Raw genomic sequence first — 13525 nt, 5'->3', positions numbered from 1 at the left:
TCATTCCTCTCGAATATCGAATGAACTGATGCCAGTCCCCATGCCTCTTGTTTTTGGGCAGGATTTATAGCATACACCCGCCCTTTGGAGAAGTCAACGACTTTTTAGAACGCTTTCATAGAAACACAAAACAAAAAAGAAGGAACTTCCGCTCCTTCTCCCTTCTGATTCACCTTTATACCAATTCAAGCTGCGCGACAGGCGCCTCTTCCGTTTCTGGTTGCACGTGATGGCGACCAATCGGAATGACGGACGGTGAACCGGATACCGGGTCACACATGACCGAACAGCGAAGGTTGAAGACCCGATGGATCAAATCACACGTGATGACGTCAGACGGCTTCCCTTCCGCAATCAACTTCCCTTTATCGAGTGCGAAAATATAGTCCGCATAACGTGCCGACAAGTTGATATCGTGAAGCACCATGACAATCGTCGTCCCGTATTTTCGGTTCAAGTCAGTCAACAAGTCGAGAATCTCGACCTGATACGTGATATCGAGATACGTCGTCGGTTCATCTAAAAAGAGGACGTCCGTCTGTTGGGCAAGTGCCATCGCAATCCAGACACGTTGGCGCTGCCCGCCTGACAACTCATCGATGGGACGGTCCGCGAACTCGGTGATGTTCATCATCTCCATCGCCTCAGCGACGGCCTCATAGTCGGCTTTCGTCCATCCCTTCAAGAACGATTGATGCGGATAACGACCGCGACCGACGAGATCGGCGACCGTGATCCCTTCCGGTACGACCGGGGACTGTGGCAACATCCCGAGGACACGCGCTAGCTTTTTCGGTGCCATCTTCGAGATCGGCTTGTCATAAAGCGTCACTTGACCGGCACTCGGCTTGATGAGGCGTGCCATCGTCTTCAATAGCGTCGACTTCCCGCAACCGTTCGCACCGATGATGATGCTGATTTGATTGCTCGGAATTTCAAGACTGATATCGTTCAAAATCATCTTGTCCTCGTATCCTGAGGTGAGATGTTCCACTTTCATAATGGATGCCATTTAGAAGTCCCCTTTCTGGTTCATCCGAATCAACAAGTATAAGAGATAAGGCGCGCCGATGATGCCGGTGATGACACCGACCGGATAGCGTGCCGTGAAGGCGAATTGCCCGACAAGGTCGGCCGCGAGCACTAAAATGATACCGACAAGCGCTGCCGGCAAAATCCCGGCATGACTCGTCCCAACGAGGCGTTTGGCAATCGGTCCCGCCAAAAAGGCGATGAAGGCAATTGGTCCCGTCGTCGCTGTCGCGAGAGCGAGCATGAACACCGCCGCAACGATGAGAAGGAATCGGGTTTGGTTCGTATTGATTCCTAGCCCTGTCGCCGCCATTTCACCGAGCTCGAGCATCTCGAGCTGACGGGTGAGTAACAAGACAATCGGTAAACAGATGAGTACCGTGATGATTAAAGGCGGCAACTCTTCTAGCTTCGCCCCATTTAGGCTTCCTGTCAACCACCTCATGGCCATCGCAACATCATTTTGTCGGCTGATGAGCAGTAAGTAATTGATGACCGCCGTGAGCATCGCCTGGATTCCAATCCCAACCAAGACGAGGCGTCCGATGGAAAAGGCTGCCCCTTTGGATAAGAAATAGATGACGAGCACGGTCACGAGTCCCCCGATAATCGAGGCAATCGAGATGATCGCTTCACTCGACTGGAGAACGACGATACAGAAGACGGCAGCCGCACTCGAACCGGTCGTAATGCCGATGACGTTCGGGTTGGCGAGCGGGTTACGAAGCATCGTCTGGAAAATCGTTCCCGCGGCACCGAATGCCGCCCCGGCGAAGACGCCGGCGAGCATGCGAGGAAGACGCAATACCTCAACGGCGAATGTCGCCCCTTGCACGTTTTCCCCGAGCAAGACACGGATGACATCCTGAATCGGATAAATCGTATTGCCCAACATGAGCATTAACCCGCTCAATACTACCGCTATGATGGTCAAAAGAAGCGTCATCCCGACATAGCGACGACGGCGCTTCATGCGTCCTTGTCTGATTTGTTCAATCGCTGGTTGCATCATAATCCTCGTACTTTCACTTTCATCGTCAATAGAATCAAGATTGGGGCCCCGATGAACGCCGTCACGATCCCGACCTCAAGCTCTCCCGGACTCCCGAGCAAACGTCCGATGACGTCCGAGAAGGTCAGAATGATAGCACCGGCGAGGGCGGACATCGGCATAAGATAACGCTGGTCCTGACCGAGCACGAGCCGAATCAAGTGCGGGGCGAGTAACCCGATGAAGCCGATCGGTCCGGCAAGCGCCGTCGCTGCCCCGCATAGAATGACGCCTGCGAACGAGGCGGTCAGCTTCAACGTTCCCGTCCGCACGCCAAGACTCTTTGCCATCTCTTCCCCGAGCGCGAGTGCGTTCAAGGAAGGTGCGGTCACGACTGCGATCACGAGACCAATCAATAAGAACGGTAAAAACGTATAGATGGAATCGATGTTGCCTGCCCCGACACTTCCGACTTGCCAGAAACGGAACTGGTCCATGACGTTCGAGCGTGGAATCATGAGCGCCATGACGAGGGATGACAACGCCGCACTCGTCGCTGCTCCCGCTAAGACGAGTTTGAGTGGGGTCGCCCCACCTCGACCGAGCGAGCCGATACCAAAGACAAAGGTGGCCGTCAACAATGCCCCGACGAGCGCGAACCAGATGAACGCACTCGCTGTCGAGATGTTGAAAAATGCGATCCCGATGACGACAGCGAGCGCCGCTCCCGTGTTGACCCCGAGAATACTCGGGTCGGCGATCGGGTTACGCGTCACCGACTGCATGAGTGCCCCCGCCACACCGAGCGCTGCCCCGCACATGAAACTGAAAATCGTCCGGACGACCCGTTCCCGGACGATGTCCGCTTCATACGACTGAACAGCCGGGCGGAATAAACCGTCCAGCAGTTCATTCCACCCGACTGTCCGTGAGCCGAAGGCAAGAGATGCCAGAATACATAGCACCGTCAGTACGAGCGTCCCAATTAAGAGAAGCGGAAAGTACTTCGGGGTATGCATCTGTTTCACCTGTTGTTGCATCATTTTACTTTCGCAAGCGCATCCGATACGCGTGAGACGTACTCATCGATCGTATATTCAATCGAAAGTGGCGTCGGTGTACCTGCCGCTGCGAGTGGCGTGTTATCTTCGATCAAGACGACCGATCCGCGTTCGATGGCTGGCACTTTACTGTAGAGCGGGTCTGCTTGGAGCGCCTTCAACGTATCTTCATTCCCGTATGTGACGAAGATGTCGACGTCGTTCAAGATATCAGCGTTCTCTTTGCTGAGCTCGAGATAGAAGCTGTCCGTCTTCTCTGCTTCGTCGACAATGTTTTGTGGATACTCCATCCCGAGTTCTTCGATGAAGGCACCACGTGGGTCACCCGTCGTATAGATATAGAATTTTGAAAGATCTTCCGCGCTCATCGAGACGAATGCGGCTTTCTTTCCAGCAATCTCAGGAACGGCTGTCGCTTTGTCGGTGATCAACTGTTGCGTGTCTTTGATCAATTGTTCGCCTTCTTCACCGAGTCCCATTGCGAGTGAGTCGTAGCGAACCATGTCTTGCCATGACGTGACCCAAGGTGTTTCTTGGTACGCCACGACCGGCGCGATTTGGCTGAGCGTGTCGTAATCTTCTTGCGTGATCCCTGAGTAGGCAGCCAAGATGACGTCCGGGTTTGAATCCGCGATTGCTTCAAAGTCTAATCCGTCTGTGTCTTGGTAGATGTTCGGGTTCTCTTCCCCGAGTGCTTTCAACTTCTCTGCTGTCCATGGAAGCATCCCGCTGTCGTCTTGGACACCGTAGTTCGCAGCCGAGAATCCGACCGGTACGACGTCGAGGGCAAGTGCGACGTCATGGTTTCCCCATGAAATCGTTGCGACACGTTCTGGTTTCTCTTCGATGACCGTTTCACCAAATGCGTGCTCGATTGTGATTGGGTAACCTTCTGCCGATTCTTCTGTCCCTTCATTCGTGGAAGCGTTCTCAGATTCTTCCGAACCACAACCGGCTAATATGAGTGCAAATGCCGATACAAAAATGAACATATGTAACCATTTCTTCAATGTGTTGTTCACGTGATTTTTCTCCTTTTCGAACTTCTCTATTTTCTCGATACTGATAATCATTATCAGTTATGAGTATAGACCTGCTCCTAAGTCATGTCAACCGCTATTCAGGAAAGAAATATGAAAAAACCTGCCTTTTTAGAACAGGTTGTTTAGGACTTTCGATGCCGTCGCATGACGTCTGCAATCGGTTCATCTTGTTTTTCAAGCTCGGATACGATCCGTTCATGGTCCGTGTCGCTTCGGTTCTGGCTCAACTTGAACGTCGCCTGGATGTCGGTGATGTCAATCCGAAACCCGACGACGCCCTGCATCTGTCGCTTCACCGGTTCCGATAACGTCTCCCAACGCACCGCATGCTCACGCTCCCCTTCGTGCTCATGAAGCAATCCTGCGAGTTCTTCAATCAATTCGTTCTCATTGAGAATCGTCGCACGTCCATACACATGTACAGCTTGATAGTTCCATGTCGAGACATCCTCGTGACCGTACCATGACGCCGATACGTAGGCGTCTGGTCCTTGAAAGATGACGAGAACGGTCTGATCTTCAATCGTTCGCCACTGCGGATTCGCTTTCGCAATATGTGTCGTCAGTTGTCCATTCGCCTCATCGAATCGTAACGGGACGTGTGTCGCAATCGGTTTGTCTCCGTCATGCGTCACGACAGTCCCAAACGGATGGCTATTCAGAAATGCATAAATTTCAGCTCGTTCTTTGACGGAATATTGATTTGGAATATACATGTCGCACCCCCTTTCTCTTATTATATTCTGAACAAGACGGGTATAACGACACAGAAGGAGGAATGTTTGTATGAAACCAACTATCAAAGCGATCGTCTTTGACGTATACGGCACTTTATTCGACGTCCATTCGGTGAAGGATGCCTGTGAAGAAGAGTTCCCTGAAAAAGGAGCAGCCATCAGCCAAGTATGGCGGACGAAACAACTCGAGTATTTCTTTTGGCGCCACATGATGGGACGCTACGAAGATTTCGATACGGTGACTCGGGACGCACTCCGTTACGCTTTAGCCGTCCACGACGCAACATCAACGGAGGACATCGAACAACGCCTGATCGCATCATATGCGCACCTGACCCCATATAAGGAGGTCGAATCAGTCCTGAAAGAGCTGCATGACGTGAAGACCGTCATCCTCTCGAACGGGACGGACGAGATGCTTGAGGCACTGCTTCACAACGCCGGTCTTGCCGATTATTTCGATGAGGTCGTCAGCGTCGACGGAATCAAACAACCGAAACCAACACCAGCCGCCTACATGCACTGGTTCAAAAAGTCCGGTCTTCGTCGTGACGAGGTGCTCTTCTTATCGTCGAACGGATGGGACATCGCTGGGGCGAAAAACTTCGGCTTCCATGCGGCCTGGATCAATCGGAACGACTTGCCGTTTGAAGCGTTCGATGTGGAACCGGATACCGTCTATCCGAATTTGAACAACTTGCCAGAATGGCTTTAATCTGTGAACGACCTCGTGAAAATGAGGTCGTTTTGTGCATCCTTTCCCATGAAAAAGGTGTGCACGCCCGTCTGTTCGAACCCATTGCGCCGATAGAATTGAATCGCTTTTTCATTGTGTTCCCATACGCCCAGCCACATCTTCTGTTTATGCAACTTCTTCGCTAATTCGATTGCCTGAGTGAATAACGCTTTCCCCACCCCGTGACCTTGAAACACTTCTAGTACGTAGATTCGTTCGATTTCAATCGCATCGGTGCCCATCGGTTCGGATTGAGCGTCGCGTACGTTCACTTTCAAATAGCCTGCCAACTCGTCATCTACATATGCAAAGTAGAAATGGGAGTCTGGGTGTGCCAACTCCTGGTTCAATTGCTCAGTCGCATATGCTTTTTCTAAATAAGCGTTCAAGTGCTCCGGTGTATTGTGATGTGCGAACGTCTCCGTAAACGTCTGGATGCTAATGTGACGCAATGCTTCTACGTCTGTCACTTTTGAAATTTCAATCATGTACCCTTGCTCCTCTCAGTATTCTCGATGCTTTCCTTTCTTCACCTCGGTCCAATCTGTCTCCACATTGCTTCGTACTTTTTTCAGTAGCTGCAACAGTTGCAATTTTTCTTGCTCGTCGAGTCCCGATAATGCGACCGATGTCGAATATTCATGTTCCCGAATGATGAGCGGGTACAATGCCTCGCCCTTCTGCGTCACGTATAACCGTTTGATTTTCTGGTTCTCTAAATCTGACCGTCTCTCAATCCATCCCTCTTGCTGCAGTTTCTTGATGGCACGTGCGGCGGTCGTCCGATCTACCTTAATCAACTCTGCGAGCCGCTCTTGAATGATACCTGGGTGTTCAAAAATCCTGACGACGTACAAGTACTTCCCTTTTTCTAAACCGAGTGCCTTGAATTCAATGTTGCTGATTGAATCGAGGGCACGTGCAATCATCCCAATCTCTCGTAAATGGTCATGCATCCTGAAACACCTCCCTTTTGTTGTAAATGCAACAAAAACAATTGATATAAGCATACTTGATTTTGTGAGAGAATGAAAGTAGAGAATTCTATATGAAGAAGGAGATGAGTGCACAATGGGTCACCGCATTTACACGACGAGCTTTGCGAGCGTCTATCCACACTACGTCGCCAAAGCCGAACGAAAAGGACGGACGAAAGAAGAAGTCGATACGATCATTGAGTGGTTGACGGGATATGATGAGACCGGACTCGAACGTCAAATTGAGGATCAAGTTGATTTTGACACATTCTTCGCTTTAGCACCTCGCCTGAATGAAGATCGCGCCCTCATCAAAGGCGTCGTCTGTGGCGTACGTGTCGAGAACGTCGAAGAGCCGCTCATGCGCGAGATTCGCTACTTAGACAAACTCATCGATGAGTTGGCGAAGGGCAAGAAAATGGAGAAGATTCTACGGGGAGGCGAATTATGATGGACGTGACGACACTCGTGGACGAGGCACGCCTCGATTCCTTCATCCATCTGATCGAGGTCATCGATGAGCATCTACCAGAAGGGTTCGAAAAGACGACGGACGGACACGGCGTCCATTACGTCGTCCCGCTCGAGCGATATCCGTCTGGTTATCACGTCACACCGGGTACACCGCTTCCCTTTATCAGCGTGATCGCGCAAAAGCGCCATGTCGGACTCTATCATATGGGGATTTACGCCGACCCTGAATTGCTCGCTTGGTTTGAACAGGAGTATGCGAATCGCGTCCCGACGAAGCTCGATATGGGGAAAAGCTGTATTCGCTTCAACAATGTGAAACGGATCCCGTTTGATTTGGTCGGGGAACTCGTCGAGAAGATGACGATCGATGAATGGATTCAGCGCTATGAAGGAAACCGAGGCTAACGCTTCGGTTTTTTTGCACATTCGTTTTCTTGTGTGAACCGCGTATACGGTATGCTTAGAAAAAAGGAGGGACGCCTCATGCCACGCTGGCTAAAAATCACTTTGTTCTTACTCGTGTTCGGCACGTTGTTCTATATCACCCATTTCCACTATGAGTTGCGTCCGTCTGACATTCGGGACATCGTCTTGTCATTTGGATTTTGGGGGCCATTATTCTTTATATTCCTTTACGCCATCGGTCCGGTCGCATTTTTACCGACGTCCGTACTGTCACTTGGAGCCGGTCTCGCGTTCGGCGTCTGGCCAGGGGTCCTCTATATCATCATCGGAGCGACCGCTGCTGCGACGACCGGTTACGTCATGGGACGCTTCTTCGGACGTTCGGTCGTTAACGTCGATCGCTATCCATGGTCTGAAAAGCTGTTCAGCCAGATGGAGCGCCGTGGTTTCTTATATGTGTTTGTCTTACGACTCATCCCGCTCGTCAGTTTCGACTTGCTCAGTTACGCCGGAGGGATCTCGCGCGTCCGTTTCCGTGAATTCGTCCCGGCGACCGTGCTCGGTATGATTCCAGGGACGTTCGCCTACAGCTTCCTCGGGGCGAGTCTCGCGTCAGGTAGCGTCACGACAATCTTCATCGCCGCACTCGTCTTCGTCGGATTGATTGTCATCACATATATCTTCCGTGAGCCCGTTAAGAAATGGCTTGGGTTAAATTGAATACGTATGAATTGGAGCCTCGCGCTCCTTTTTTTGTGCGTCGAATATGCAATTCGAATAAACTTCTGGGACATCCGTCCGATATGTATAGAGCCACAATAAATGAACACGAGAATGTGAGGAAAGAAACATGAGTTTGATCAAAAGAAACCAGTTGATGTTGTTGACGACGTTATTGATTGTGATGACGTCGGTTGTCGTCCATTTGCTTCACCGTTTTACGGAATTTGCCTACACGTATACGATTTTACGAAACGGCGCGGACGGCTATGTGTACTCGAGTGTGACATGGGTTCTCTTCGCACTCCCACTCGTCTTCCTCGGGATGATGCTCGTCAGCCTGAAGCGAGAAAGCAAGATGTTCTCATATTGGATGATGCTGACGCTCACCTTTGCGAGCATCTCGACGGTCGCCGGTGGACAAGGACTCGTCGAGTACCATTTCTCCATCTTTGTCGTTTTAGCCATCCTGTCGTTCATGCGTCGCATCGACTTGATTTTGTATAGTGCCGCCATTTTTGCGGTACAGCATTTAGCAGGGTATTTTTTATTTCCTGCGCTCATTTGTGGAACGAGTGATTATCCGTTCAGCTTGTTGCTCGTCCACGCCGTGTACTTGATTCTGCTCAGCGCCGTACTCGTCGTTCAGATTCATTTCCGAAACAAGGAAACGGAACGTGCCGAGGCGCACGAACAAGAGACGCGACAGTTATTGCAACAAGCGATTCATGATGTCAGCTCCCTCGTTCAGTCCTTGAATAGTCACGCGGAAGAACTTGAATCGGCTGCGAACCAGTCGCTCGAATCTGGGGAACAAATCGCCATCACGGTCGACCCAATCGTCGCGCACGCTTCGTCTCAACAAGCTTCGATGGTACAAGGTGCAGATGAGATTCAATCGATCCGTTCGCTGACCGCACTCATCCAAGAACGAATGGCGCAGACGGCAGCGGCTTCGTCCCGTATCGCCAAAGACGCCCTCTCCGGAAATACGGATATGCGCCTCATGGAAGAAAAAGTGCATGAAATCATCACGGAGTCCGAGCAACTTGAGCAAATCGTCACGACGATGACGAATCGCTCCTCTGAAATTCAAGGCATCTTGCAGCAAGTCGGCTCAATCAGTGAACAGACGAACATGCTCGCCTTGAACGCATCGATTGAAGCGGCCCGCGCTGGAGAAGCTGGTCGTGGATTCGCGGTCGTCGCCTCTGAAGTCGGGAAGCTTGCCGTCCAGTCTCGAGAATACGCATCAGAAATGACGCGCGTCCTCGGTGGATTGATGGAAGATACGACGGTCGTCTCGAAGTCGGCTCACCTCTTCAAACAAGCGACTGAAAACTGTCAAACGGTCACTAACGACGTGACGGCTGTCTTCGGTCGTCTCACGGAAGACGTATCGGAAATAGACGCACAAATCGCCTCAATCCAAGAAACGAGACAACTCGTGACGACACAGATGGAGACGCTCGAGACACGCCTCGAATCGACGAAACATGCCTCAAGTGAACTGCAACAACAGATTTACCACGTGGCTGCCGCAACGGAAGAACAGGTCGCCGTCCAAAAAGAACTCAGTTCCATGTCGGACCGTCTCGCTGTCACGGCGAACGCACTCGAAGATGTGACGACCCAACTCGAAGATCACGCATCCCGCGCCTAACACAAATGCCCCCGACCGGTTGGTCGGGGGCACATTGTTTATCGGTCAAGCAATTGACGAATTCCTTCTTGTAATGGTGTGACCGGACGTCCGAGAACCGGTTCAAAGTCGCTCTCGTGAATCTCAAGCGTTCCTTGACGGATGCTTCGCTGGATGCCGGCGAGAAGTGCGACCACGTCATCAGGCATCCCTGCCCCGCGCATCGTCTCTTCATATGCCTCAAGGTTCAGCTCCTGCATCATGACGTCACGTCCTAATACTTCACTGAGTGCATCGACTAAATCTTTTTGCGTATGGAGCGGTCCTGACAATTCATACACCGCACTCTCTTGCTGTTCTTTCAACAGGACGTTCGCCGCTGCTTCCGCATAGTCTTGTTGAAGCGCCCAGCCGACCTTCCCGTCCCGGGCCGCCGTGATCCACGGTGCCCCGTCAACGACTGCCTGCATGCTCGGCAATTCGTTCTCTAAGTACCAATTGTTCCGCAAGAACGCATACGGAATCCCCGATTCCACAATCGCTTCTTCCGTGACGACGTGTGGAGGCGCCATCAAGTTCTCACTGTCTGTCGCATCGGCGAGACTCGTATAGGCGATGAAGGAGACGCCAGCCCGTTTTGCCGCCTCGACCGCGTTCGTATGTTGACGAATCCGCGTGTCGTTATCGCCATCTGCCGAGATGACTAACAGACGCTCAACACCTTTGAACGCTTCATCGAGTGTGTCCGGCTGATCAAAATCTCCGTGTCGTACATCAACCCCGCGCTCTTTCAGCGATGCTGCTTTCTCCGGATTTCGTACGCTGACAGCAAGGTCACTCGCATCGATTGATTTGAGTAATTCCTCTACAATTTTTGATCCTAATTTACCGGTAGCACCGGTGACTAAATACTTCATACGGTCATCCCCTTTCTCATGCTTCAGACCATATTCCCGTTCTGTTCATGCAATTAACGTAACGGCACCTGCCAACAAAAATAACATTTGACTTTAAGTTCATGTGAACTTATATTAATGATATAGAAGTTCACATGAACTTAAAAAGGAGGAATTGTTGTTGACCCTACTCATCGGGTTTTTACTCATCGTCATCTTCATGCTCGCACTTGACCTCGGGGTGTTCCACCGCAAGGCACACGAAGTCTCGCTCCGCGAGGCATGGACATGGACGTTCGTCTGGATCGGGATTGCCATCGTATTCGGGGGCTGGTTGTTCTATACGCAAGGTAGTACGGCGGCGACGGAATATGCGAGCGTGTACTTCATCGAGAAGGCACTCGCCATTGATAACGTCTTCGTCTTCTCCCTTGTCTTCGCTTATTTCGCCATCCCGCTCAAGTATCAGCACAAAGTGTTGTTCTGGGGGATTCTCGGCGCCATTTTCTTCCGCGCCGTCTTCATTGTCGCTGGGGTATCGCTGTTAGAAAACTTCGGTTGGGTGTATTACGTGTTCGGAGCGTTCCTCGTCTATACAGGTTGGATGATGTACAAGAATATCGGAAAAGACGAGTCACTTGAAGAGAACAAGACGATTCGTTGGCTCGAGCGACGTCTTCCGATCACACAGGACATTTCATCTGGGAAGTTCACGAAACGGATCAATGGCAAGTTGTTCTTCACACCGCTCTTCATCGCGCTCATCTTCATCGAATTGTCGGATATCGTCTTCGCCGTCGATTCGGTCGCCGCGAGCTTCGCGTATTCGCGTGACCCGTATATCATCTTCTATGCGAACATCATGGCGATTCTCGGACTCCGTAGTCTCTACTTCGTCCTCGCCAACTTGATTGACCGTTTCTACTATTTGAAACACGGTCTCAGCTTCATGCTCGTCTTCATCGGGGCGAAGATGATTTTAGGTGATGTGTACAAGATGCCGATTTGGATGTCACTCGGGACAATTGTTCTCGTCATCTTGATTAGCGTCCTCTATAGTTTCTACAAAACGAAACCTAGTTCGTCCAAACACGTATAATGAATCAATCGGTCCATTTCGTCGGTGTTCTTTCTTTGAAAATCGGGTAATCAATGAGGTGCACAACTATAGAAAAGGGGATTCACTATGTTTGATCGGATTGGCCTCATGAGTATCGGTCTCGTCTTCGGGATCATCCTCATGCTACTCTTTAATAATTTATTCGGATTGGTGTTCGGGATTGTCCTTGGCGCATGCCTGATCATCGCCAACCAAATCGGACGAAACAAGCGAACAACGATCCACTAACCAAAAAGCACGCGCTCCCAAATATGGGGCGCGTGCTGTTGCGTTAAAACATCGTATATGGATTGATACTGTTGGCAGGAGATGAACTGCTATACACGTAGCTGTTCCGATGTACTTCGAAATGAAGGTGGTTTCCGAACGAGTTGCCCGTATTCCCGACGGCTCCGATCGTCGTCCCTTTTGCGACCGTCTGTCCTTTCACGACATTGAGGCGGTCGAGGTGTGCGTACACCGTGATATATGTTTGTCCGTTCAACTGATGGGTCATCATGATATGGTTCCCATACGCCCCGTAATTGCGGGAGACGATGACTTGTCCAGACGCGGCAGCAACGACCGGTGTCCCTCTCGGTGCCGCCAAGTCGATACCGTTATGGAACGTATAACCGTATTGCCCGCTCGCCGGACCATATTTTTGCGTCAACGTCCCTTTTGTCGGAATGACCATCTTCGCTGTCGACGTCGTCGAGAGTGTCGTCACACTGTACTTCTTCACATATGTACTCGATACGTAACGGGCTGTGCCGTTGAAGTTAATTTTCGTCCATCCCCCGCTCACGCCGAGATATTTGAACGACTGCCCCAACTTGGCACTGCCGACGATCGCATACGTCGTGCCTGGGCCCGAACGGACGTTTAAACTGTTGGTCGTGACTTTGACATAATACGTGGTCGCCGCTTCAGCAGGCGTACCAGCTGGAGTGAAGATTCCGATGGTGAGCAACGCAGCACAGAGGAGGGAGAGCATCTTTCGTTTCATGTTATGGTAAATCCTTTCAATTATGTATTTAAATTTTTAATTTTTATATTATCTTGATGAAAAAATTTTACCACCAAAATGAACCGACAAATATGTCATTTATATTTCAAATAAAGGAAAACAAAATATAACTTACTTCCCTTATTTTCCCTCAAAAACAAATAAACACAGTCGATGATGACTGTGTTTGTCTATTATTCTTGATTCTCTTCTGCGTTCTCTTCTTCATCCTCTAAATCTTTAATCAATTGCTTCATCTCTTCGATTTCACGGCGCTGTGCCTTGATGATCTCTTCCGACAGTTCTTTGACGCGCGGGTCCTCAATTTCGGCGCGCTCACTCGTCAAGATCGCGATCGAGTGGTGCGGGATCATCGCCTTCATCCAACTGACGTCATCGACCGTCGTCTGACTACGCACGAGCCAGAGCGAGGCACTGAAGACAAGGGCGCTGACCCCTAGGATGATAAAGTTGAGAGTTTTATTCTTATACATCCCCCACATGAAGAGAAGCATGACGAATGCCATGACCGATCCCATGATGAGTGCCATATACAACCTCGTTTGACTAAAGAAGATATGGTTGATTTGAAAGACGTTCAAATACATGAGCCAATACATAATAAATGTAGAGACCGCAATCATGATTCCAAATTTACCGTATGATTTCATCTCGCTCACCCTTTCTTGTTATGCATGTAGAA

General features: G+C 50.5%; 17 protein-coding genes. 7 read left to right on the top strand and 10 right to left on the bottom strand.

Going from position 1 to position 13525, the window contains the following annotated elements; all coding sequences use genetic code 11:
* Positions 1 to 175: 175 nt before the first annotated feature.
* The 5 genes from AC5LIL_RS02680 to AC5LIL_RS02660 all read right to left on the bottom strand — a co-directional run bounded on the left by AC5LIL_RS02680 (position 176) and on the right by AC5LIL_RS02660 (position 4843).
* Positions 176 to 1012, bottom strand: a complete 837-nt coding sequence (locus AC5LIL_RS02680; protein WP_214784664.1) for an ABC transporter ATP-binding protein — start codon at positions 1010 to 1012, stop codon at positions 176 to 178.
* Entirely contained in the window at positions 1013 to 2044 is a 1032-nt protein-coding gene (locus tag AC5LIL_RS02675; RefSeq protein ID WP_499824787.1) for a FecCD family ABC transporter permease, read from the bottom strand.
* Positions 2041 to 3066 carry a FecCD family ABC transporter permease gene (locus tag AC5LIL_RS02670; protein WP_499824786.1) on the bottom strand — a complete coding sequence of 342 codons (1026 nt, stop codon included), beginning with the start codon at positions 3064 to 3066 and terminating at the stop codon, positions 2041 to 2043. The genes AC5LIL_RS02675 and AC5LIL_RS02670 overlap by 4 nt, the downstream gene beginning before the upstream one ends.
* Positions 3063 to 4106, bottom strand: coding sequence for an iron-siderophore ABC transporter substrate-binding protein (locus AC5LIL_RS02665; RefSeq protein WP_083600197.1), 1044 nt, complete (start codon positions 4104 to 4106; stop codon positions 3063 to 3065). The genes AC5LIL_RS02670 and AC5LIL_RS02665 overlap by 4 nt, the downstream gene beginning before the upstream one ends.
* 143 nt (positions 4107 to 4249) lie before the next feature.
* Positions 4250 to 4843: an FMN-binding negative transcriptional regulator gene (locus AC5LIL_RS02660; RefSeq protein WP_499824785.1), complete on the bottom strand. Its 594-nt coding sequence runs from the start codon at positions 4841 to 4843 to the stop codon at positions 4250 to 4252.
* Positions 4844 to 4913: 70 nt separating this feature from the next.
* Between AC5LIL_RS02660 and AC5LIL_RS02655 the strand changes: the two genes are divergently transcribed.
* Positions 4914 to 5579: a haloacid dehalogenase type II gene (locus AC5LIL_RS02655; protein WP_499824784.1), complete on the top strand. Its 666-nt coding sequence runs from the start codon at positions 4914 to 4916 to the stop codon at positions 5577 to 5579.
* On the opposite strand, the gene AC5LIL_RS02650 is transcribed toward AC5LIL_RS02655, so the two are convergent.
* The gene (locus AC5LIL_RS02650; RefSeq protein ID WP_499824783.1) at positions 5576 to 6088 is read right to left on the bottom strand and encodes a GNAT family N-acetyltransferase; all 513 of its coding nucleotides are present in this window, start codon (positions 6086 to 6088) and stop codon (positions 5576 to 5578) included. The two genes, AC5LIL_RS02655 and AC5LIL_RS02650, sit on opposite strands and share 4 nt — an antisense overlap.
* A 15-nt stretch (positions 6089 to 6103) precedes the next feature.
* The gene (locus AC5LIL_RS02645) at positions 6104 to 6556 is read right to left on the bottom strand and encodes a MarR family transcriptional regulator (protein ID WP_499824782.1); all 453 of its coding nucleotides are present in this window, start codon (positions 6554 to 6556) and stop codon (positions 6104 to 6106) included.
* Positions 6557 to 6671: 115 nt separating this feature from the next.
* Here AC5LIL_RS02645 and AC5LIL_RS02640 point away from each other — a divergent pair, with 115 nt between their 5' ends.
* From AC5LIL_RS02640 to AC5LIL_RS02625, 4 genes are all read left to right on the top strand, one after another.
* On the top strand, positions 6672 to 7028 hold the full coding sequence (locus AC5LIL_RS02640) for a DUF2200 domain-containing protein (protein ID WP_499824781.1): 357 nt from the start codon (positions 6672 to 6674) through the stop codon (positions 7026 to 7028).
* Positions 7025 to 7456 carry a DUF1801 domain-containing protein gene (locus tag AC5LIL_RS02635; protein ID WP_499824780.1) on the top strand — a complete coding sequence of 144 codons (432 nt, stop codon included), beginning with the start codon at positions 7025 to 7027 and terminating at the stop codon, positions 7454 to 7456. The genes AC5LIL_RS02640 and AC5LIL_RS02635 overlap by 4 nt, the downstream gene beginning before the upstream one ends.
* A gap of 78 nt (positions 7457 to 7534) precedes the next feature.
* On the top strand, positions 7535 to 8176 hold the full coding sequence (locus AC5LIL_RS02630) for a TVP38/TMEM64 family protein (protein WP_499824779.1): 642 nt from the start codon (positions 7535 to 7537) through the stop codon (positions 8174 to 8176).
* 130 nt (positions 8177 to 8306) lie between these two features.
* Entirely contained in the window at positions 8307 to 9839 is a 1533-nt protein-coding gene (locus AC5LIL_RS02625; protein ID WP_499824778.1) for a methyl-accepting chemotaxis protein, read from the top strand.
* 38 nt (positions 9840 to 9877) lie between these two features.
* Here the strand turns inward: AC5LIL_RS02625 and AC5LIL_RS02620 are convergent, their stop codons facing one another.
* On the bottom strand, positions 9878 to 10735 hold the full coding sequence (locus AC5LIL_RS02620; protein ID WP_498390708.1) for an SDR family oxidoreductase: 858 nt from the start codon (positions 10733 to 10735) through the stop codon (positions 9878 to 9880).
* A 160-nt stretch (positions 10736 to 10895) separates the two neighbouring features.
* Here AC5LIL_RS02620 and AC5LIL_RS02615 point away from each other — a divergent pair, with 160 nt between their 5' ends.
* Positions 10896 to 11813, top strand: coding sequence for a TerC family protein (locus tag AC5LIL_RS02615; RefSeq protein ID WP_499824777.1), 918 nt, complete (start codon positions 10896 to 10898; stop codon positions 11811 to 11813).
* 87 nt (positions 11814 to 11900) lie between these two features.
* Positions 11901 to 12062, top strand: a complete 162-nt coding sequence (locus AC5LIL_RS02610; protein WP_214784701.1) for a hypothetical protein — start codon at positions 11901 to 11903, stop codon at positions 12060 to 12062.
* Positions 12063 to 12105: 43 nt separating this feature from the next.
* On the opposite strand, the gene AC5LIL_RS02605 is transcribed toward AC5LIL_RS02610, so the two are convergent.
* Both AC5LIL_RS02605 and AC5LIL_RS02600 read right to left on the bottom strand, forming a co-directional pair.
* The gene (locus AC5LIL_RS02605) at positions 12106 to 12822 is read right to left on the bottom strand and encodes a peptidoglycan DD-metalloendopeptidase family protein (RefSeq protein ID WP_214784704.1); all 717 of its coding nucleotides are present in this window, start codon (positions 12820 to 12822) and stop codon (positions 12106 to 12108) included.
* Positions 12823 to 13016: 194 nt separating this feature from the next.
* Positions 13017 to 13493 carry a DUF305 domain-containing protein gene (locus AC5LIL_RS02600; RefSeq protein WP_214694422.1) on the bottom strand — a complete coding sequence of 159 codons (477 nt, stop codon included), beginning with the start codon at positions 13491 to 13493 and terminating at the stop codon, positions 13017 to 13019.
* Between the last annotated feature and the right edge of the window lie 32 nt (positions 13494 to 13525).

Source organism: Exiguobacterium sp. RM11, from assembly GCF_059821525.1.
This window is presented reverse-complemented; position numbering and strand designations above follow the sequence as displayed.